This is a genomic window from Paenibacillus sp. Paensp38 (assembly GCF_059491915.1).
Genome location: NZ_CP168516.1, coordinates 3836703 through 3857878, shown reverse-complemented (window position 1 = coordinate 3857878; position 21176 = coordinate 3836703). Strand labels below are relative to the sequence as shown.

Below are 21176 nucleotides of genomic sequence, written 5' to 3'. Positions count from 1 at the left end.
GAGCCGCACATGGAGGGGGTGGACGAATGGTACAGCTGCTGGAAGACAGTAGATACGGACGCCAGTTGAAGCTGTTGGGAGTAGAAGGTCAGAACAGGCTAAAGCAGGCTACTGTTATGGTTGCAGGCATCGGAGGATTGGGAGGGACAGCGGCCATGTACCTGGCCGCTGCCGGAGTAGGAAAGCTGATATTGGCCCATGAGGGCATAATCCATCTGCCCGATATGAACCGGCAGGTGCTGATGGACAGCGGACGAATCGGGGAGGAACGGATGGAGACGGCATTACAGCATTTGCATCGTATCAATCCGGAGACGGAGCTTGAGGGCCACGCCCACAGAATCACGGAAGAATCCTCTGGATCATGGGTAGAAGCGGCCGATATTGTGATTGATGCACGTTATGACTTTCCGGAAAGATATGCGCTGAACAGACTATGTGTTCGACATGGCAGACCGATGATAGAAGCGGCCATGTACGCCTATGAAGTATCATTGATGACCATTGAGCCCGGTAAGACGGCATGCCTGGAATGTCTTTACCCGGAAGGCGGACAGCCTTGGGAACCTCTGGGATTCCCGGTCCTGGGAGCGACCTCCGGCTTGATTGGCTGCATGGCTGCACTGGAAGCGGTCAAATGGATTACAGATGCGGGTAATCTGTTCACTGACCGCATGTACCGTATGAATGTGCTGGATATGAGCAGCTGTACCATAGCGGTCAAGCGCAACCCACGCTGTCTGTGTTGCGGAACGGGAGGGGATACAGATGAGTCAGTTGCATATTTGTGATACGACACTGCGTGACGGAGAACAGGCTCCGGGCGTTGCCTTTTCGGCCGAGGAGAAGACTGAAATTGCCATCATGCTGGACTCGGCGGGGGTGGAGCAGGCTGAGATCGGAATTCCGGCAATGGGAAAGGCGGAGTGCAGGTCTATTGCCAGAATTGCTGCTCTTGGACTTCAGATGAAGCTAATGACCTGGAATCGCGCGGTGTTCTCAGATATTGATGCAGCTGAATCGACAGGTGTCGGCTGGGCCCATATTTCGGTTCCCGTGTCGATGGTGCAGATGAAGGCCAAGCTGGGTATGAATCCTGAGCAGGTGACGGAACTGATCCGCAAGTCTGTCGATTACGGTCAGTGTAAAGGAATGACTATTTCCGTAGGCTTTGAGGATGCTTCAAGGGCAGATGACCTGTTCCTCGAGCAGTTGGCGAATCAGCTCTACAGAGATGGTATCCGGCGCTTCAGATATGCCGACACGCTGTCGGTTCACCATCCTGCTGCCATAGCTGCCCGTATAGACAGGTTTGTATCGCGCGTGCCGCAGGATGTGGAGCTTGAGATTCACTGTCATAATGATTATGGCCTGGCGCTTGCCAATACTTTGGCAGCTTTGCAGGCGGGAGCTGTCTGGGCCAGTACCACGGTGTCGGGACTTGGGGAAAGGGCAGGTAATACGGCGCTGGAAGAGGTGGTGATGTCGTGGAGGGACCTATATCAAGGAACCTGCAGCGTCCGTCCCGAACTGCTGAACCCGCTGGCTGCACTGGTGTCCCAAGCCTCCAACCGAATCATTCCCGAAGGCAAGCCCATTGTGGGAGACATGGTATTCGCCCATGAATCCGGCATACATATCAACGGTCTGCTAAAGGAGCGCGCCGCCTACCAGGCGCTTGATCCGACCGAGCTGGGCACTGACCATTCGTTCGTACTCGGCAAGCATTCGGGCAGAAGTGCAGTTCAATATATGCTGGAGCAGGAAGGAATCGAGGCAGGCTCCGGTGAAATCAAGTTCCTGCTGGAGCGGCTTCGCCTAGTCGGTAAAGATCCCAAGCTTGTCATCCATAGCGCGGATTTAAGGCGCTGGCTGCAGTATTATCCGGCAGAGCTGCCGAAATAACCGAAAAGGCGTTCCCGTCCGGTAAGTGTTACTGTGACTGGAATGCTTTTTTTGTATATTTGTTAATTCCTGCAACCGGAGTCTCCAATTTGCTGGTTAAACGAAGCCGTTCAGAAGGGTATAATAAAATATAGTGCTGTATAAAGTGCGTATATATGGTTTTACAGCAGGAAGGTTCGAATCTTATAACCATTACACGCTGATCTGGAAGAACGGCTATGGGCAATTGGAGGAATGCTTGTGGGGATGATGTTCTCTTTTCTAAAAAAATATCGGGTTCCAGCCATCGCGGCACTCGTGATGATGTTGCTGGAATTGACGGTAGAGCTATCGCAGCCATATCTGATCTCCAAAATCATTGATGAGGGCATCCGGCAGCAGGATTTGTCTGTCGTCTGGTTATGGGGCAGTGTACTGGTGGGGAGTGCCGTTATCGCCTTTATGGCGGGTATATCCAGCTCTTTTTTTGCTTCACATGCAAGTCAGGGCTTCGGCTATGATTTGCGGGAAAAGCTGTACCGTAAAGTGCAATCCTTTTCGTATCCTGTGTTTAAACGTTTTGCCACTTCGTCGCTGATTACGCGCCTGACCGGAGATGTCACGCAAGTACAAGATACGGTGTTTATGAGCCTGCGGTTTATGACAAGGGTTCCGCTTGTAGTCATCGGCAGTATTGTGATGGCACTGGTTGTACATTTCAGGCTTGGACTATTATTGGCGGTTATGGCCCCGGTGCTGTTCGTGTTTGTGTTGGTGATGATGCGGCGAACGGTCACTTTGTTTAAGGGGGTCCAGCGTCGCCTAGATGACGTTAACGGAGTGATTCAGGAGAATCTGACAGGTATCCGTCTCATCCGGGTTTTTGTGCGGATGCGGCATGAAATCGAACGTTTTGCCCATTACGGAGGCGAATTGATGAAAGGGACGGTGTCCGCTCTACGCTGGACAGAAACGACGATGCCGTTCATTTTGTTTACGATGAATGCAGGGATTATTGCAGTACTTTGGTTCGGACGCGGCCAAATTTCCACTGGGGATGCCAGTGTAGGACAGGTGGTCGCAGTCGTCAATTATTCACTGCGGACGATTGGAGCCTTATCTGCCTTATCAGGTATCGTTGTTGTGTTTTCCCGGGCAACTGCATCTACGGGTCGGATTCGTGAGGTATTGGACACATCTAATGAAGATGGGTCAGAGCCGGAGTCTGCTTCAACACATCATACACGGATTAAGGGACAGGTGGAAATGGACCGGGTGAGCTTTCGTTATCCGGGCAGTGATCTGGCTGTCCTAAAGGATATATCTTTTAGGGCGCAACCGGGCGAGCGGATAGCTATTATGGGGGCCACAGGCTCGGGAAAATCCTCACTTGTGCAGTTGATTACGCGTCTGTATGAAGAAGATGAAGGTCATGTGCGCTTTGACGGAAAGGACGCTCGTGAACTGGATGCGTCCATATTACGAGAGGCTATTGGCTATGTCCCTCAGGAGGTACTGCTATTCACCGGCTCGATTCGGGATAATATTGCTTGGGGGCTGGAGAATGCCAGCCTGGAGGAAATTAAGGAAGCCGCACGCATGGCGCAAATCCATAGTATGATTGAACGCTTGCCGCAAGGCTATGATACGATGCTCGGGCAGCGTGGCGTCAATCTGTCTGGCGGACAGAAACAGCGACTTTCGATTGCCCGCGCGCTGGTACGCCAGCCGGCAGTGCTGATTTTGGACGACAGCACAAGTGCGCTGGATGTAGGGACGGAGGCAGCACTACTGAATGCACTCGATGGCCTGTCCTGTACGACATTTCTCATTACGCAGAAAATCAGCTCGACCGCATCGGCAGATCAGATTTTACTGCTGGATGAGGGTCGTCTGATGGCAAGCGGAAGTCATAAGCATCTCATGGATAGCTCGGATCTGTATCGACGTATCTATGGATCACAATATGGAAAGGAGGAGTCGCATGTTCAAGGAACTCATTGAACCGTTCTGTCAGCCTACACCGCCGTCCGGTGTGCTGCGAAATCCGGCGGGAGCTGAAGGACGCCGCAAGGCCAAAGCGAAAAACTGGTCTGACACCTTAGGACGGATATGGGCTTATCTGGCTCGTCGTAAGGCCAAACTGATGCTGGTACTGTTCATGGTGCTGCTCAGCTCCGGGCTGGCTCTGCTGGGTCCATATCTGGTTGGTGTAGCGGTGGATGATTTTCTCGAAGGTCCGGGTGGACGCACGTGGATTTATTTTCTCATCGGATTAGGGGCTGTATATCTACTGAACTCGCTGACCTCCTGGCTGCAAAATATCTGGATGATTGAGATTGCCCAAGAGACGGTGTACCGTATGCGTTTCGATCTGTTTTCACATTTGCATCGACTACCGATTCCTTTCTATGGCAAACGTCAGCAGGGAGAGATCATGAGCCGTCTGACCAATGATATCGAAAATGTCAGTTCTACGCTGAACAGCTCCGCCATTCAGATTTTTTCGAGCATATTGACGTTAATCGGTACACTCACGGTGATGCTGTGGTTAAGCCCGTTGCTGACCCTGCTGACCTTTATCGTGGTGCCGTTAATGGCTGCCGGGATGCGCTGGATTACACGTCGTACCGGGCCCTTATATAAGGAACGACAGAAAAATTTGGGCGAACTGAACGGATACATCGAAGAAACGCTGTCCGGGCAGCAGATTATTAAAGCATTTTCGCAGGAAAAGAGAGTCATCCATGGTTTTGGCGAGCGCAATGACCGTATTCGGCTGTCGGGCTTCTGGGCACAAACGATTTCAGGCTTTATACCGAAGCTGATGAATGGACTGAATAATCTCAGCTTTGCTATTGTAGCGGGGATCGGTGGTATTTTGGCCATTCGCGGCTCCATCACTATAGGTACAATTATTGTATTCGTAGAATATGCCCGCCAGTTCACCAGACCGCTGAACGATTTGGCTAACCAGTGGAACACCCTGCTGTCCGCCATTGCCGGAGCTGAGCGTGTATTTGAAATATTGGATGAAGATGAAGAGTCCAAGGATGAACGCGGTGCAGTGGAAGTAGGGCATGTAGAGGGGGCGGTGCGGTTTACGGATGTTTCCTTCGGTTATGATGAGGGAAGCGCTACGCTGGAAGGTATCTCTTTTGAAGCCAAACCCGGTGAAATGATCGCGCTGGTCGGTCCGACCGGGGCAGGAAAAACGACACTGATCCAGCTCCTTTCTAGATTCTATAGCCCCGACAAGGGCACGATTACGCTGGACGGACGCGATATTACCACCATACAGCGTGAAAGCTTGCGCTCCCGCATGGCATTTGTGCTACAGGACTCCTTCCTGTTTCAGGGGACGATTCGTGAAAATATCCGCTTCGGCAGACTGGACGCCACCGATGAGGAGGTTGAACAAGCATCGAAACTGGCCAACGCCCATTCCTTTATCATGCGGATGAAGGACGGATACGACAAGGTGCTGGAAGCGAACGGCAGCGGCATCAGTCAAGGGCAAAAACAACTGCTGGCTATTGCCCGTGCTATTTTGGCCAACCCTTCCATTCTTGTACTCGACGAGGCAACCAGCAGCATCGACACCATTACTGAGATGAAGATACAAGAAGGACTGGAGCGGCTTATGCAGGGTCGAACAAGTTTCGTCATCGCACATCGGCTGAATACCATTCGTCTGGCTGACCGGATTCTGGTCTTGAAGGATGGCCGTCTGGAGGAGCAGGGTTCTCATGATGAGCTGCTGGCTCACAAAGGCTTTTACAGTGATTTATATTATGGTCAATTGAGTTAGCAAAGCTCTTAAGCCGGCTCTCGATTCACAGATTTGTAGGCAAGATGTAGAAGCTTTATGATGCTAAAAAGGACTACCCTGGGGGTAGCCCTTTTTAAGTATGCCTTTTGGTGACAAGAGATGTTTGAAATTAACATACCCCCTTGAGGGCAGAGGCTTTTACGCTGGTAAGCGTATTATTACTTCAAAAGGTCACTGTTCTGGTTGTGGGCAATATCGTCTATGAAGAAAGCCGAGCAGTGTTTTCACAAAATTAAATATACCCATACCCCGTATATGTATGTTAGTATGGGTGTGCAAGAATAAAATCCCACTTCAAAGGAGAGTCATCATGAAAATCGCAATCATGCTTTTCGATGGAATCACAGCATTAGATGCCATAGGTCCATATGATGTATTTGCTGCTACACTGAAATGTGAAGTGAAGTTTGTCGCTAAGAAAAAGGGGTTAGTCAAACTGGACTCAAATATGGGTTATTTGCATGCCGATTACAGTTTTTCTGAAGTACCTTCAGCTGATATTCTTGTTGTTCCAGGCTGCAGTCCGCCAAATTATAAAACTCCAATGAATGACGAAGAAACGTTAAACTGGATTCGCCAAATACATGAAACTACGAAATGGACCACGTCGGTTTGTAATGGCTCTCTGATTTTGAGCGCCGCAGGCTTGTTAAATGGAACCGTAGCCACCAGTCATTGGGGCTCCTTAGACCTGCTTCAATCTCTTGGAGCCATTCCAACAGATGAGAGAGTGGTTCGTCAGGGCAAAATCATTACAGCAGCCGGTGTCTCCTCTGGTATTGATATGGCACTCCAGCTAATAGCATGGGAATTGGGAGAAGACATGAGTAAAGGAGTCCAGCTGATTTTGGAATACGATCCTCAGCCTCCGTTTGACACGGGTTCACCCAAGAAAGCACCTGCTATATTGGTAGAACAAATAAGAGGTATGTTACAAGAGTTTGCAAAAAGGGAGCCTCATGTGTAAATCAAGAATAACAAGATCTCTTTTCGGTATTAGCTAGGCTCAATAGGTTTGTATTTTTATTTACAATGCCCCCTATTTCAACTAATATAGTTTACACATAGTAAAGGATTACATAGTGTAAAGGGTTGGAGGGGGTTACAAACATGAGCAGCTTACCTAAGTCTGCTACATTTCCGCTTTTCATTCTGATGCTGAATTTGTTTATTGCTTTATTGGGTCAAGGCATGGTGATTCCCATTCTGCCTGAATATCTGAAACAATTTAATGCGGCAGGAGCTGCTGCGGGGTATCTTATTGCCGCATTTGGAGCAGCACAGTTTATTTTTTCGCCCCTAGGTGGGCAGCTTTCGGATAGATGGGGTCGAAAATCCATGATCATCACCGGTCTGTTTTTAACGGTCATTTCGGATCTCATGTTTGCTGTATCTACGACAATGCCCCTTTTATATATTGCCCGATTTATTGGGGGGATGGGTATTGGATTAATGGTTCCTTCCAATATGGCCTACGTTGCTGATATTACCACTCCTGAAACTCGCGCTAAAGGAATGGGGTACTTGGGTGCTTCCATGAATTTGGGGATGGTGCTTGGTCCGGGGTTAGGCGGTATGATCGCTGAGTTTGGCATAAGGGTGCCCTATTTTTTTGCTGGTGGACTTGGACTTGTTGCTACGCTGCTTAGCTTGTATATGCCAGAGACATTACCCAAGGAAAAACGAAAACCCGCTAGCCATTGGGTCCGCCGGGAACCCATTCGCAACCAAATCCTAAATTCATTTCGGACATCCTATTTTCGTTATCTTCTCCTCATTCTGATCATGACATTAGGTTTGATGAATTACGAAACAGTGTATGCTCTTTTTGTGGAACGAAAATATGGTTTTGATGCCACTAAAATCTCAATGATCATTACGGTTGGTGCAATTATAGGCATCGTTGTGCAGATATGGCTACTTGATTATCTCATCAAGAGACTTGGTGAGATGAAGCTTATACGTCTTTCTTTGATCATGACAGCCATCGCTTTACTGTTAATGATCATTAAGATTAATCTAGGTTATTTGCTGGCGGTATCTGCTCTGTTTTTTGCTTTTAATGCCTTCCTAAGACCAACGGTAAGTACAATGATCGCGAACTCAGCTGGTGATCGCCAAGGGTATGCCGCTGGATTGAATACGACGTATACCAGCCTAGGCAATATATTGGGACCCATTTTAGCGGGCTTGTTGTTTGACAAACACATTCATATTCCTTATATTTTTGGTGCACTTATCCTTGCATCTGCCCTTTTCTTAACCTTACAAAAATCGAAAAATAAGAAACGGATGGTTGTGAATGACTGAGAACTGGCACCAGAATTTAAAAAACAAAAATCGGGAAGAACTCATTGCGGCTGCGAAGGAACTTTTTATGAAGCAAAGCTTTCTCAAAGTTAATATTAAGGATGTATGCAACGTGGCTGGTGTAAGTCGGGTCACATTCTATAAGCACTTTCAGTCCATGAACGAACTGATCTTTGAGGTCCAGATGGAAATCCTTGAGAGCATGACCGAATTTGTTAGAAGGGCACCTTCAGCTGAAATGAGCGGGAAGAAGATGCTTACTTCGATGCTTGATGCATGGATTAATTACGCTTGGCAACATCCGGAATACATCAAGTTTATTCTTTTATTCGATCTGCATTACGAAGCTTATGATTCAAATCAAGAACTCAAAGAACAGTACAACAATTTTGTTAGCCGGGAAAAGGAACGACATTTCCTGATGGATGCTCTGGAAGCTGGATTCCAAGATGGATCATTAAAGTCCGACACGGAGCCCTTGAAGACCGCTCATTTTATCTTCACGTCTATGATGGGTATACTCCAGAAAATGAGTCTGACGTCCAAGGACGAACGGAATAACGAACTTGAGGATATAGAAATTGCTAACCGATTTGTGGGGATGTTGATTCAGTATTTAAGTCCAGAAAGTGATGAATCCCCTACCTTTTAGGTAGAAGTCGCCTGCTACATTCCAAAGGATTATAGATCGTCCAATGGTGTGAAATAGAAGTACACGGCTCAGTCTGTTAAACTGTGAAAATAGAGCGATTTCAGATACGTTGTCGTGTTAGCCTTATCTATTTAGTGGAGGTGCGGGGATGAACGGAAGTCTGTTTGAGCCACGGCTACGTGACGGGGATTATATTCCCCGTTTTTTTGCTTACTATTACAAGCAATGGCATGACTATACCATGTCTTACCACGATCATCATTCCACTGAAATTATGTACATGATTTCCGGCTTTTGCAGGGTAGATGTACAAACGGGAGAGAACACGGAAGAAAGCATCACGCTGCGTAAAGGCGAGTTTATTATGCTGGACGCAGGTGTACCGCATCGACTGGTGGTGGAAGGAGAACAACCGTGCCGGATGCTAAATGTAGAGTTTGGTTTTACAGAAGGGGTGAGGGTAGGACCGTCTATCCAACAAATAGCAGCGGAGGAGGAGGAGGTCACGACTCTCATGTCACGTCCGTTCCCGTATCTGGTACTATCGGACCCGGAAGAGGTATATTATGCGCTGAAAAGTCTCGTGCTGGAGCTGGACCAACGAAAAGAACAGCCGGGTGCAATGGCAGAGATGCTTTTTATGCAATTGCTAGTACGAATTGCACGTCTACGGGAAGAGGCAGAGCGCAGCAACACGCAGCAAACGGATATGTACATCAAACGATGCATTGAATTTCTCCATCTGAACTATGATCGAGAGATTGTGGTCAAGGACATGGCGGCGGCCGTGAATCTGCACCCAGGTTATTTGCACCGTATTTTCAAAAAACATACGGGGCTAACACTCACCGCGTATTTAACAATGCTGCGAATGGACAAGGCCCGTATGCTTCTTCAGCAAACGGACATTCCCATTCAAGAAATTGCCGATTATGTAGGCGTAGCCAGCAGGCAGTATTTTCATATGCTGTTCAAAAAGCACACAGGCCAAACCCCTGTAGAATACCGCTCTGCTGTAGAGCGCAATGTGAGGAACTATGCGGAGGAGGAAGGGGACTGAATATATAGGAAGTTTTATGATTTATTCATATTCGCGTGGAGCTTACCTGATAAATAAGGTAGGCTTTTTTTTGATTTTGAAAATAGGCAATTGGATTCAGGTTCAAAAGAATCATTTTTTGGGAGTTGAAATTCATATAATTATTTTAAATCGAAGATGTTCAGAGGCGAATTAACTTTATTTCTTTGAAAATGAAGACGTATTTTCACAAGTATGGATGCTTGCTTTGGGTAAAAAGAATCTGAATGATAGTAAATCTTTCATTTTTATGCATGATAATAGGTCTTATATCTTGATTGTTTTATAAGAGTTATAAATTGACAATAACAAAAACACTTCGTATGATACCTATAATGTAAGGTATAAATTGGAATTCAAATGGTTCTTTGGATTCAATTATGTTATAAAGTTCCATGAAATGAATATTGAGATTGAACATATAAAGGAGTTTTACCGTCGATGGGACATATGGATGAACAAATTGCAGACATGATTAATACTGCACGGAAGGAACAACAGGGTGCATCTGGTCTCCCGAAATCGGATTTACACAATTACATAGAATCTGAGAGCGGCTTGGAACTTTATCCACTTAAGATGCTGGACGGAGAACGAATCGCTTTTGCAGAACGTCCTTTGCTGAACGACAAAATTTCGATATGGTTGCCCCGGACTTTCACCGAGATGGGTGAGCGGGAGATTGAACTTAAATATCCTTCGAGTTATCGCCCACCGCTCATTTTGACCGATCCAACAGGGGAGATCAATTTTTCTTTTAACCTGACACCAAGCGAACTGACGGATGAGGAGCTAGAGGCGTTCACCAGCGAGATGATCTACATTTTGCACCACACGCAAAAGTTGACGGAATGGTATGCAGACGGTGTGTGCAAGGTGTACGGACGACGGGTCGGATACTGTGAATTTATGACTCCGGCTTTGAATACGCGTCTGTATAATCTGACCTTTTTTGCAGCTCTGGAAGGGCATGCGCTTATATGCTCATTTAACTGTACGGAGGAACGTATGGATACATGGCGTCCGGTCGCTCAACGTATGATGACCACACTAAAAATCCTGCCTAGTGAGGCTGAAGGAGAAGGAACATGGAGCAGATAAGCACCACCTATTCTAATCTGAAAATCACGCCTTATCAGCTTATCAATGTACAGGAGCTCTACCTGGTCAAGCAGCTGAACGACCACACTCGGTTGCGTTTTACCGCTGTCGTGCCTGAGGAACTAAAAGATACTTATGTGGATATGACCAAATTTGACTCACCTGTCGGAATCTCGCAGCTGGCTGAGGATGGCACGGAGGTTCCCTTGTTTAGCGGAACAGTGCTGGCGATTGAAGTGAAGGCGGTACGAGATGTGTACTACCTGGAGGTAGAGGCTGTGTCGCATACCTACAGGCTGGATGTACGCCCCCAAAGTCGTTCTTTTCAGGACAAAAATATGAAGGTGGATGAACTGCTGCGTCGTATTTCGCTTCTTTATCCTAGCTTGGACATCATGGATTCGGCCACCGGAGGAGCGTCGATCGGGCGGATGTGGGTGCAGTACCGCGAGACTGATTGGGCTTTTCTCAAGCGGCTGGCTTCCTATTACCATACCTCCCTTATGCCCGCGGCCATATTTGATACCCCAAAGTTCTATTTTGGCATTGAGGAAAGTGGAACAGCCGTTCAACTGGACAATTATCATTACACGGTAAGCAAAAGAATCTCGGCATATCGCTACTTTGCAGGCAATGATACAGCTTCGGTGGACGAGCAGGATTTTCTCGATTATACCGTTGAAACAGAGCAGGTGCTGGAACTGGGCAATGAAATCCAATTCCGTGGCAAAACGCTATATGTATACGAGGCACAAACTCGTATGACGCAGGGAGTACTGCTGCACACATATACCTTGACGACACATAAGGGGTTGCGACAGAAAGCGTATTATAACGAGCAGTTGACGGGTCTGTCTCTGGAGGGAAAAGTGATCGCTGTCGAACGTGATCGGGTTAAAGTGCATCTGGATATCGACCCGGAGCAGGACAAAAATACAGCCCACTGGTTTCCATATGCAACAGGGTATAGTGCAGAGGGGCATAGTGGCTGGTATGTGATGCCTGAGCTGGGGGATAAAGTGCGTATTTATTTCCCGAACCAGCATGATGACGAGGGCATCGCGAGTAGCTCGGTCCGGCAGGATCGGGGGGATGGCGGCCACAATCATTTGAAGCATCCCGACGTAAAAATTTTCCGAACGCCACATGGTAAGGAAATCCGCTTGACACCGGACGAGGTGGTGATTACCGGCAAGGATGACGCTGTTTTCATCAAGCTGAATCAGGGCGACGGTATTCATATGGTGAGCAACAAAGATATTCATTTTTCGGCAGGCGGTAACATCCACATGGAGGCGGGGCAAAAGGTGACTATTTCCGCCGGTCAGGAAATCAACCTGTCCAGCCGCAGCAGCCATATTACACTCGGTGGTGACACATCGGTCGTTGGCAGCGAAGTCAAAACGAATTGACGGAGGAAGCAGACCATGGCAAAAGAAAAAGCATCCATGACCATTCAGGCCGGATCAGGTGCAAAAAAAGGATATGTGGTTGCAGGGGCTATTTTGAAATGCAACCGTGGTACACAACCCACCCGGCTCAAGCGTCCGTTTAGCCACGGTGTTTACATCAAGGACAAGGCCCAGATGAATGTGGGGGATCACGAACCGGGAGTTCATATATCTGGGTTTGGTAACTGTTTTAGCTCGGCCAATCCGGCGGTTCAAAATAGCGAGATGGTGGACATTTTCGGTGTGAAGAAGGCGCCTTGTATTCCGGTCATTCTTCGACCCTGGATTGGGGGCAAGCAGGATGTGCTCGTCGAGGGACAGCCTGCCTTGCTGGAGCATTGTACCAATGCCTGCCTGTATTGCGGAGCAATAACGATTGAAAATGACGGGCAGAATCTGGAATGATAGTGGGGGTTTCTCATCAAATGGACAAGGTGCAGGAAACATCCGGTTACCGTCATGTGGAATTACTGAGTAAAGTTCCGCTGCAAACCATGACAGACATTCGTATTGAGCGTAGATTGGGCGACCATGTGCGTTTGGTAGTAAGTGGTATCGTGCCGGAGGAAAATCAGGAACGGTTTATGGAGTTAGAGAGTGAAGCCGAACCGGTTGAAGTCATCGAAAAGGACAAGGATGGCCAGCGGCTGCGTACGTTGTTTCATGGACAAATGACGCGTATCACGCTGAAGCAGGTACACGGTATTCATTACGTACAGTTAGAGGCCATATCACATACGATTCGGCTCGATGTGAGGCCTGTGACCCGGTCTTTTCAAAATCATACCATGACGTATGGGCAGCTGCTGAAGCAGGTACTTACTGGTTATACAGGCGCAGATGTGATTGATACGGTCAGCGGGGGTGCTCAACTGGGCGCTTTGACATTGCAGTACAGAGAAACAGACTGGGCATTTTTGAAAAGGATGGCTTCCAGATTTGGAGCTGTGCTTGTGCCTGAGGCTGCCGCAGATGCCCCCAAGTTCTGGTTCGGTATTCCCGAGGGGCGACCCGCAACACTGGATGAGGTCCCGTATCGTTCAAGAAAAAGCTTTGTCGGCGCAGATGGGGCTTTTTCTGACGGGGACGGTTTGTCATGTGGAGCATCGTCGGTGTACGAAGCCGCAGCAATCCTTGGCGGCCCTCTTCCAGGATCGGGTCATGTGGACGACGGAATAAAATATTTTTGGAGTGATTCAAGCAGCAGTGAGCGACTATCTGCTGTCAGCGTGGATGGCTTCATGGGTAGAGCATTGCCTGGAGGAGCAGACCTTTGGCAAAGACAGCCGGGGATTCAAATCGGTATGCGCCATAACGAAGCCAACACCCCCTATGGTACGTTCTATACTGTGGAGAGTGCACGATATTTCCGCCCGGGAGATGTACTCTCTTTTCAAGGCAAGGAACTGCTCGTTGCGGATATCGTGTCCCGGATGGACCGGGGGTTGTTTTTACATACCTATACACTGGTTTCTGAAGATGAAATTCGGCAAAAGCCGATCTGGAACCATTCAGTGAGAGGGGCCTCCCTAGAGGGCCAGGTACTGGAAGTTGAGCGGGATCAGGTACGTGTACATCTCACCATAGATGCTGTACAGGAACGGGAAAAGGCATGCTGGCTCCCCTATGCAACAGGCTATAGTGCAGAGGGCCATAGCGGCTGGTATGTGATGCCCGAAAAAGGAGACATGGTGCAGGTACAGTTCCCGACTTTGCAGGAGTCGGATAGTTTTGCAGCCAGGTCTGTGAGGCGCAGTGGCAAGCCTATACCCGAGTTAGGCAATCCGGACATTAAATACTGGGGCACTCCTCATGACAAGCTGGTTAAGCTAAGCGCGCAAGAGCTGCTGGTATCGGCTAAAACGAATAGCGTATATATTTCACTTGATGCAAAGGGAATACAGGTACACAGTGACCATATGCTTTCAATTGCGGCCAAACGGGGGCTAACGATCCACGCGGAGGACACACTGGACATTACGGCAAACGAGGCCATTTATTTGCAAGCAGGTAGCAGTAGTATGGTGATAGACGGAGAGACGGATATTCGTTCGTCGCGAGTGAAGCTGGATGGGATAATCAAGCGTCCGGTTTTCGTCGCTGATCTGGAGCCCGTGCCAGAACCGCCGTTGATGTCGATCAAGGCGTATCAGGCCGCCCACGCGCCGAAGAGTACTGGCGGGGCAGGAGGAGGTTCTCCGAGTGAACAGGGTTCGGGGAGCAGCAAGCCTGGGAAGGTAGGTGTTTCCCCCGCTGCGTCTGCATCGCCCAAGGCAAACCTGCTGGGCGGTATGCTGAACGTAGCTCAGAAGGCGCTGAGTATCATCGGTACGGTTCCCGTATTGGGAACGCCTGCCCGGATAGTGAGCAGCAAGCTCGCCTCTATTCGCCGCGACGTTGCCAAGGGAGGATCAACCCGTGCCTTGAAGTATGCGGCCGCTGGTTTATCCATGCTGGCAGGCGTGCCATCAGGAGGCTGGGCTGTGCTGGCCGGAAGGAATCTGGCGCGGGAAGCCGTAGCCTTTAACCGCCGGGTAGCTGCTTATAAAAAGAGCGGTGTCGGACAACGCTACGCCGCCGCTTACAGAGGCAAAGTATGGACGGCAGCCCGCAACATCGCTAGTTCCAGATCATTAGGGGAGCTAGCGAAAAATCTAGCCCATAATATGGACAAGCTGAACACGGAGTATCACAAAATTCCGCTTGAAGTGAGAAAAGGTTGGCGGAATAAGGAAGTTGAACAGTTACAACCCTTAGATGCCACCGGAGCGAAGAAAATTCTTGATGAGAAATTTGGTTCCATTAATCAAAATGACCAAAATAGAAATCTTGAATTTGAGGAATATGTTAAGAATGTAATGGTGATGCGTGAAGGAGAAACAGGTTTTTTAGAAGAAAAAGAAAGATTAAGGAATGAGTATGAAAGATATTATAAGTTTAATCCAAATAGGGATTTTGAAACTTGGTTTGCAAGGCTAACACAAACGAGTAAAGTAGAAAGTAACTCGGAGACAAAAGCCCAGTGGGCCTTCGTAGAGCTGATTTTAAATAAAAAGGATCCGTACCCTAGGCCAGTAAATCCCGAGCTAAAAGGAAAAACAGAGCCAGATGTTCGTTTAGAAACTGTGATGAATGCAGGAGCCAAAAAAGCGGAAAAAGAACAAGCTGAAGCTGATCTAAGGCGATGGTATCAAAATTTATACAAGGGTAAGCAACAACAGACTTTTGAAGAATGGTTTGCCCATCTTACAAGTAGTGATAAGATGGAAGCCGAGCAGGCACTAAGTGAATTCCGTGGGAAGATAGCATTAGAGAGCGCAATTTCTCAAGCACAGTTCGAACTCATAATTTCCACCGCATCTATTTTCCAATCAAGACAGAGCACCCGCCCGACTCTTGGTATTGTTTCTCGCGGCATGTCAAAAGGAACAGGGGCTATTAAGGGGAATTCTAAGATACTAGAGGAAACTGATATTGGTTCAACAATCAAGAATAAATTTCCTGATGAAGGGTTACCCAAAGACGGGAAAATACTAACATATACTTTAGAGAATGGAAGGATTAAAGGAATTAACGGCAGGACGCAAGTGGATTTTGTTATAGATAAAAATGGGAAATTAGTAATTGGGAAAAGGCATCATACCCTAGGCAATCGAGATGAGGTTCTTGCGGCAGGGCAATTGAAAATAAATGGACAAGGAGAAGTAAGACGAATTGACAATAAGTCAGGTCATTATCGGCCGACAGTAGCTGAAGCATCAAAGTATCCAGAACTCTTTGAAAAGGCTGGAGTAAAAGTAAAAGGAGGATGGATTGAATTATATAAATTTGAGATAAATAAATCGGGTTATCTTACAGAAGCTGAAAAAGTGGTAAGCAAAAAAATAAAATAATAGGAGTATGTTAAATTGGAAAATATAACACAAATGAATAAGCAACTTTTTAGAGAAAACTTATTAAAGACTGTTGATGAAATCAGAATACAAAAAGAATTAATAAATCAGGAGATTAGGTTTATTGTTGAACCTGTGGAGGAGCGTAGCAAAAACTTAAATTCAACAGATGAATGGATCAAATTAACACTTCTGAGTAAAGAGAATACTAATGGGAGGTATCTAGAATTAGAAGAAGTTATAAAACTACTTACTGGTTTAATTCCTTTAGTACCGATTTGGTTGAATATTTCTTTTGAAGAGATAAAAGATGATGTAGCAATTTTTAAAATTCAAACAAGCTTAAGATTCCGCAAACCTAGCATATTACAAAATCAAGAGACAGGTCATCCTCCGTTCAAAGCAGTATTTTAGACAAGTTGAATTCCTTGAATTCGAATAAAATAATAGGGTTTATATAGGTGTTTAAAGTGTCCAAAAGCCCCTAATGAGAATAAATATATTCAAACTGAAAAAAATGTTGATTTATGAATAATTAGTAATATGAAAAGACGATCGAAATCTAAGATGATCAGTGAGAAAAGATTAAAGACGCGTTACCACCGGAATGAAAAAACACAGAGCGACCTGAAACAGACAATCGGGTGATGCTCAAAGCGATATCGTGAGTCACCCGCACAGGAATGCCATGGCACAATATGCTAGACTATTATCCTTCCTGGTCCTCGTTATACACCTGGTTCCGCCGCTGGAAAATCGCTGGCATCTGGGAACGGGTTTTAGAGCATATTTCAATGGGCAACGAATTTTAGGGGGCAGTTCGCCTCGGGTCCATCCATAGGAAATACTCCCCCCTTTTGCCCTGGTTCCATGCTGATAGACAAGAACAATAGTCGCATCGTATCTTCCCTGGACATTCCCAGATGCTGAATAAGCTTCTCACTGGCGACGGCTTTGTGAATACCGGGAACCATGACCCGCTGTCCTTGCCGAGAGCAGATATGGTATATTGAATAACTGCAAAATTCCCCTGAAATTCTTTTTTTTGTTCAAAAGGATTTCCAAAAACACTCCTTGTTCAAATCTCTACGATACAGATTGTCTTCTCCTACAATTAGGCCAGTGATAAAAGGATGCGAACGCTCTTCCTTTCTATCTGGCTGCGGGAACATTGTCCACATCACCCATAGATAAGCCGCTCCACATGGGGGAAAAAGTTTTTACTCGCAACGAGTCCCCCGTTCGATTCCAAATAAAAGTCCATTCCATGCAGATCAAAGTAGTCGATCATATGCTTTACATCTTCATCCGATACTTTGTGATGATATAGCATTTTGCCTTCCGTTTCTAAAAAGTCCCCGCCAGCGCCAATGATCCCGTCGAAACCAACCTCCATGTTAAAATCATAAATCTCCGCTTTGGATCGGCCTGTGTATAAATAAATGAGCTGCTCGTTCTTTATGGACTGGATACATGCTGTTTTCGCAGATTCGGGAATCATGCTGTCGTCATCCACCAGTGTTCCATCTATTCTATATCTAAAAAGATGATCTTTTTGTTCATCTCAGGTGTTCTATGCTCTCGAATGTTTTCTCTTATGTTACTAATATGTTTATATTAGGTATATATTGAATTTGAAAAATATAACAAGGAAAAGAGGGAATCGGGAATTAGAAGATGGATAAGTAGCTCCTGTCAATGTGACTAGAAAAATAGCTATCCGGGGGATTTTTTGATTTTATCGAATAAAGAAGGCATATCTAAGTAGAGCAAAGGTGGATGTCATTAACTAACCTGACTGAAGGTCCTTGTGTGTTCGATGGACGGGGCGGAGGTGGTGGCCCTAGCATAGCAGAATTCAAACAATATTTCTCACAGGTGGGAAAACAACAAATCTCCGTGAAAATATCTTCCAATAGTGTCTCAGTGAAACAACAGTCTGGGAAAATTGGGACTTAGGGAACTTGTTATGCTAAACCAACTGACCTATTCAAAGAAGATACCTTTGCCCCAAATGGGCAGAGGATCGCACCTAAAAATTTGTATCGAGAACTGAATAAGTCAAATGTAGGAAAAGAAACAGTAGACTTAATAAAACGGAATAATATAAAAATCAAACTGGATTATGGTGAAATTCCTTTAGATGACTTTGGAAATCAAATCTTGGGATTTGCAAATGTCAATACAAACACTATAAGAATATATATAAAAGGAACAGAGTCTGTTACTAGGACTACTCAAACAATTATCCATGAAGTTACACATAATTCATTAAAAAATCCTACTTATACTCAACGCGAAGAGGTTATTGCGTTTTTAAGAGAAGCAAAGCATATAAAAGAAGATCTTTCATATAGTGAAATTCGTGCTATCCTCAAAGAAGTGAAACTTCTTTATTCGAATTTACCGTATCGTTGACTTTAAGGAGGAAAATATGGATAACAATAATAAAGATAAGAATGATATTGATAGAAAGGTCTTGAATGGTGAAAAAGTTCCCTGTCCAAATTGTGGGAAAATACTTCTTTATCAAAAAGCAGAAAGTGGTATGCATCCAAGTATTATATGTCCATCTGGAGACTACCATGTGCGATTAAATGTTAATAAAAGCGATATATTAGACAGGTTGGGTTTAACAAAACGGAACAAGGGTAATAAATAGGATCACATTGTTTGGTTATAGATATATTTTATTATAATTGTATTGTAATATTGTCAACAACAAGAACGTACAATACAATCAACAAACAACTTAATAAACTTTCAAAAGCTCTTTCCAACTTGAACCATGAGTAGGAATGAGCTTTTTTGCATGCAGAAAATGAGCTGAGGTACTGAACTATATGACAAAACGTGAACAATTCATTCAACAGATGAGGCTGCTTACATAGGCACATAAAACATATGAACAGCTTATGAATGAAATTGGCGGTTACTGCCAGCAAGCCAAGGAATTGCCCGAACAGGCGGCAGAGTTGCAGCGCTCAGGACGTATAGACTTTCAAATAAGAGCTGAAATTAAACAGTTACTGAATTAGGCGGAACATTTGAGGGATGTAGCAGATCAGAAAGACGGCCTGATGCGGTCAGCAAGGACTTTAATGGATTGATGATTTAGAGCGTCAAACATCTGAAGCTTGGATTTTATCCTCTAAATAATGCTATGAGAACACATTGGACATTACGGCAGGCAAGGTCATCTATTTGCAAAGAGGCAGCAGTAGTATGGTGATGGATGGCGAGACGGATATTCGTGCATCCCGAGTTAAGCTGGATGAACTTACGAAACGCCCTGTTTTCGTAGTAGATCTGGAGCCCGTTCCGGAGCCGCCGCTGATGTCAATTCAGGCTTATCAGGCGGCGTTAGTCAACGCTACGTCGTCGCTATCCATTAATCAAAAACTGCCCATCATAATTTCGAGTGATTAAAGGAGAAGCAGGAGGATAAATTACACATAAGCAACAAGAAGCCTCTGAACCATTACCGATTTAGGTCGGTATGAATTCAGAGGCCGTGTGATTTCATGCATTATAACAGTGCTGGGCTTTTTGAGAGCTAAAGTTGGGTCATTTCCCAAGCCACATATTTTCCATCTGTTCAAGTGATCTCCCCTTGGTTTCGGGAACCTTGCGCCATATAAAGACTACGACGAATAACGAGATGGCTCCGAATAACCAGAAGGTATTGGACGGACCGGCTGAACTCAGCAGAGGAGGGAATGCCTGCGATACCAGATAATCACCGGCCCATAGTGCCATCGAAGCGATGGCTACAGCTTTGCCGCGAATGCGGTTCGGAAAGATCTCAGAGATCATGACCCATACGATTGGCCCAAGCGATATAGCGTAGGAGGCCACGTAGATCAATATCATGATGAGTACGAGCGGTCCGGTGGTCAAACCCATTTTGAATGCGGCTCCAATAATGACCAAACAGCAGGTCATCAACGAGGTGCCGATTATCAGCAGGATTTTTCGTCCCGCTTTGTCGATCAGCCATACAGACACGATGGTAAACAACACATTGATCAACCCGATCCAGATGGTCTGGGTCAAAGAAGCGTCTGTACCGAGTCCCATTCCTTTAAAGATAACCGGCGCGTAGTACAAAATGGCATTGATGCCGGTAATATGCTGCATAATGGCGAGCATGACACCGATAAAGAGAGCGACCCGAATACCGGGAGCAAACAATTGTTTCAATGAGTTGTTCTCATTTTTGAATGATTCCTTGATATCAAGCACTTCCTGCTTAGCGGCTTCTTCACCGTGAATTTTCAGCAATATCGGCAACGCTTCATAAGGCCGATTCTGTTTAATAAGCCATCTCGGGCTTTCGGGTATGAAGAGCATCAAGAGCATAAAGATCAGTCCTGGAACAGCTCCCACTCCGAACATCCAGCGCCAGGCTGTTGAGACACCCCAGGCTTCATCCCCCAGGCTGACGATCCACGAATTCTGAAAATAAACCAGGAAAATGCCCGTTACGATCGCCAGCTGATTTAAAGCAACCAAACGGCCGCGGTATTTGGCAGGAGCGATCTCCGCATTGTACACCGGACAAACGGTGGAAGTGATGCCTATGCCAATGCCGCCGATCATGCGAAAGATAACATACCCGGTGAACGAGTCTTGAAGCGCAGAGCAGATCGAGCCGACGACGAATAAAAATCCGGCGGCCAGTAATACCTTTTTTCTACCGATCCTTTCACTCATGTAGCCAGAGAGAGCCGCTCCCGTGATACTCCCTACAATCAGACTCGACACCGCCCAACCAACCTGAAATTCGCTCAGCGAAAAACGCTGCTGTAGGAATTCAACTGCTCCCGAAACGACCGCGATATCAAAACCGAACAGTATCCCTCCAAGCGCAGCTACGATGGATACTAGTGTCACGAAAAGCATATTGGGTTTTTCCGATTGAAGCGCTTTCTGTTGAGCGCTTTCATTATGAATGATTACTCCCATATAATCA

18 protein-coding genes and 1 pseudogene are annotated in these 21176 nt (G+C 46.3%); 17 read left to right on the top strand and 2 right to left on the bottom strand.

The window, feature by feature from the left end; all coding sequences use genetic code 11:
• The first annotated feature begins 26 nt into the window (after nt 1-26).
• From ACEN8J_RS17050 to ACEN8J_RS16985, 14 genes and pseudogenes are all read left to right on the top strand, one after another.
• Nucleotides 27-791, top strand: coding sequence for a HesA/MoeB/ThiF family protein (locus ACEN8J_RS17050; protein ID WP_340884545.1), 765 nt, complete (start codon nt 27-29; stop codon nt 789-791).
• Entirely contained in the window at nt 769-1905 is a 1137-nt protein-coding gene (locus tag ACEN8J_RS17045) for a hydroxymethylglutaryl-CoA lyase-like TIM-barrel protein (protein WP_495593768.1), read from the top strand. Before ACEN8J_RS17050 ends, ACEN8J_RS17045 begins: the two co-directional genes overlap by 23 nt.
• Nucleotides 1906-2151: 246 nt before the next feature.
• Nucleotides 2152-3888: an ABC transporter ATP-binding protein gene (locus ACEN8J_RS17040; RefSeq protein WP_495594555.1), complete on the top strand. Its 1737-nt coding sequence runs from the start codon at nt 2152-2154 to the stop codon at nt 3886-3888.
• Nucleotides 3869-5695, top strand: coding sequence for an ABC transporter ATP-binding protein (locus tag ACEN8J_RS17035; protein ID WP_495593767.1), 1827 nt, complete (start codon nt 3869-3871; stop codon nt 5693-5695). Before ACEN8J_RS17040 ends, ACEN8J_RS17035 begins: the two co-directional genes overlap by 20 nt.
• 331 nt (nt 5696-6026) lie before the next feature.
• The gene (locus ACEN8J_RS17030) at nt 6027-6683 is read left to right on the top strand and encodes a DJ-1/PfpI family protein (protein ID WP_039269397.1); all 657 of its coding nucleotides are present in this window, start codon (nt 6027-6029) and stop codon (nt 6681-6683) included.
• Between the two features lie 143 nt (nt 6684-6826).
• Nucleotides 6827-8026: an MFS transporter gene (locus ACEN8J_RS17025; RefSeq protein WP_495593765.1), complete on the top strand. Its 1200-nt coding sequence runs from the start codon at nt 6827-6829 to the stop codon at nt 8024-8026.
• Complete coding sequence (locus ACEN8J_RS17020; RefSeq protein ID WP_069010342.1) at nt 8019-8678, top strand: TetR/AcrR family transcriptional regulator; 660 nt, start codon at nt 8019-8021, stop codon at nt 8676-8678. Before ACEN8J_RS17025 ends, ACEN8J_RS17020 begins: the two co-directional genes overlap by 8 nt.
• A 148-nt stretch (nt 8679-8826) precedes the next feature.
• Nucleotides 8827-9738: a helix-turn-helix domain-containing protein gene (locus ACEN8J_RS17015; RefSeq protein ID WP_495593764.1), complete on the top strand. Its 912-nt coding sequence runs from the start codon at nt 8827-8829 to the stop codon at nt 9736-9738.
• A 459-nt stretch (nt 9739-10197) separates the two neighbouring features.
• Complete coding sequence (locus ACEN8J_RS17010) at nt 10198-10857, top strand: hypothetical protein (protein ID WP_029516074.1); 660 nt, start codon at nt 10198-10200, stop codon at nt 10855-10857.
• Nucleotides 10845-12269 carry a hypothetical protein gene (locus ACEN8J_RS17005; RefSeq protein ID WP_039269399.1) on the top strand — a complete coding sequence of 475 codons (1425 nt, stop codon included), beginning with the start codon at nt 10845-10847 and terminating at the stop codon, nt 12267-12269. The genes ACEN8J_RS17010 and ACEN8J_RS17005 overlap by 13 nt, the downstream gene beginning before the upstream one ends.
• Nucleotides 12270-12284: 15 nt before the next feature.
• The gene (locus tag ACEN8J_RS17000) at nt 12285-12713 is read left to right on the top strand and encodes a DUF4280 domain-containing protein (RefSeq protein WP_029516076.1); all 429 of its coding nucleotides are present in this window, start codon (nt 12285-12287) and stop codon (nt 12711-12713) included.
• 20 nt (nt 12714-12733) lie between these two features.
• Complete coding sequence (locus tag ACEN8J_RS16995; RefSeq protein WP_495593763.1) at nt 12734-16201, top strand: phage baseplate assembly protein V; 3468 nt, start codon at nt 12734-12736, stop codon at nt 16199-16201.
• 15 nt (nt 16202-16216) lie between these two features.
• Nucleotides 16217-16615 carry a hypothetical protein gene (locus tag ACEN8J_RS16990; RefSeq protein WP_264454097.1) on the top strand — a complete coding sequence of 133 codons (399 nt, stop codon included), beginning with the start codon at nt 16217-16219 and terminating at the stop codon, nt 16613-16615.
• Nucleotides 16616-16881: 266 nt separating this feature from the next.
• A pseudogene (locus ACEN8J_RS16985) lies at nt 16882-17013 on the top strand (transposase); the annotation flags it as partial.
• 368 nt (nt 17014-17381) lie between these two features.
• On the opposite strand, the gene ACEN8J_RS16980 reads toward ACEN8J_RS16985, so the two are convergent.
• Nucleotides 17382-17717 carry an HAD hydrolase family protein gene (locus ACEN8J_RS16980; protein ID WP_342425741.1) on the bottom strand — a complete coding sequence of 112 codons (336 nt, stop codon included), beginning with the start codon at nt 17715-17717 and terminating at the stop codon, nt 17382-17384.
• A 524-nt stretch (nt 17718-18241) separates the two neighbouring features.
• On the opposite strand from ACEN8J_RS16980, the gene ACEN8J_RS16975 reads away from it, so the two are divergent.
• The 3 genes from ACEN8J_RS16975 (at nt 18242) to ACEN8J_RS16965 (ending at nt 19630) form a co-directional block, all read left to right on the top strand.
• Nucleotides 18242-18619 carry a hypothetical protein gene (locus ACEN8J_RS16975; protein WP_342425742.1) on the top strand — a complete coding sequence of 126 codons (378 nt, stop codon included), beginning with the start codon at nt 18242-18244 and terminating at the stop codon, nt 18617-18619.
• Nucleotides 18620-18635: 16 nt separating this feature from the next.
• Nucleotides 18636-18863 carry a hypothetical protein gene (locus ACEN8J_RS16970; protein ID WP_318627042.1) on the top strand — a complete coding sequence of 76 codons (228 nt, stop codon included), beginning with the start codon at nt 18636-18638 and terminating at the stop codon, nt 18861-18863.
• A gap of 512 nt (nt 18864-19375) precedes the next feature.
• Nucleotides 19376-19630, top strand: a complete 255-nt coding sequence (locus ACEN8J_RS16965) for a hypothetical protein (RefSeq protein WP_495593761.1) — start codon at nt 19376-19378, stop codon at nt 19628-19630.
• 138 nt (nt 19631-19768) lie between these two features.
• Here the strand turns inward: ACEN8J_RS16965 and ACEN8J_RS16960 are convergent, their stop codons facing one another.
• A complete protein-coding gene (locus ACEN8J_RS16960) occupies nt 19769-21169 on the bottom strand; it encodes a sugar porter family MFS transporter (RefSeq protein ID WP_029516079.1) in 1401 nt (466 codons plus the stop codon).
• Nucleotides 21170-21176: the final 7 nt, after the last annotated feature.

Coding starts and splice junctions, on each gene's coding strand:
- ACEN8J_RS17000 (WP_029516076.1), top strand. CDS start 12,285: ATGGCAAAAGAAAAAGCATCCATGACCATTCAGGCCGGATCAGGTGCA.
- ACEN8J_RS16970 (WP_318627042.1), top strand. CDS start 18,636: ATGGATAACAATAATAAAGATAAGAATGATATTGATAGAAAGGTCTTG.
- ACEN8J_RS16960 (WP_029516079.1), bottom strand. CDS start 21,169: ATGGGAGTAATCATTCATAATGAAAGCGCTCAACAGAAAGCGCTTCAA.
- ACEN8J_RS17040 (WP_495594555.1), top strand. CDS start 2,152: ATGATGTTCTCTTTTCTAAAAAAATATCGGGTTCCAGCCATCGCGGCA.
- ACEN8J_RS17030 (WP_039269397.1), top strand. CDS start 6,027: ATGAAAATCGCAATCATGCTTTTCGATGGAATCACAGCATTAGATGCC.
- ACEN8J_RS17045 (WP_495593768.1), top strand. CDS start 769: ATGAGTCAGTTGCATATTTGTGATACGACACTGCGTGACGGAGAACAG.
- ACEN8J_RS17015 (WP_495593764.1), top strand. CDS start 8,827: ATGAACGGAAGTCTGTTTGAGCCACGGCTACGTGACGGGGATTATATT.
- ACEN8J_RS17010 (WP_029516074.1), top strand. CDS start 10,198: ATGGGACATATGGATGAACAAATTGCAGACATGATTAATACTGCACGG.
- ACEN8J_RS16995 (WP_495593763.1), top strand. CDS start 12,734: ATGGACAAGGTGCAGGAAACATCCGGTTACCGTCATGTGGAATTACTG.
- ACEN8J_RS17050 (WP_340884545.1), top strand. CDS start 27: ATGGTACAGCTGCTGGAAGACAGTAGATACGGACGCCAGTTGAAGCTG.
- ACEN8J_RS17035 (WP_495593767.1), top strand. CDS start 3,869: ATGTTCAAGGAACTCATTGAACCGTTCTGTCAGCCTACACCGCCGTCC.
- ACEN8J_RS17020 (WP_069010342.1), top strand. CDS start 8,019: ATGACTGAGAACTGGCACCAGAATTTAAAAAACAAAAATCGGGAAGAA.
- ACEN8J_RS17025 (WP_495593765.1), top strand. CDS start 6,827: ATGAGCAGCTTACCTAAGTCTGCTACATTTCCGCTTTTCATTCTGATG.
- ACEN8J_RS17005 (WP_039269399.1), top strand. CDS start 10,845: ATGGAGCAGATAAGCACCACCTATTCTAATCTGAAAATCACGCCTTAT.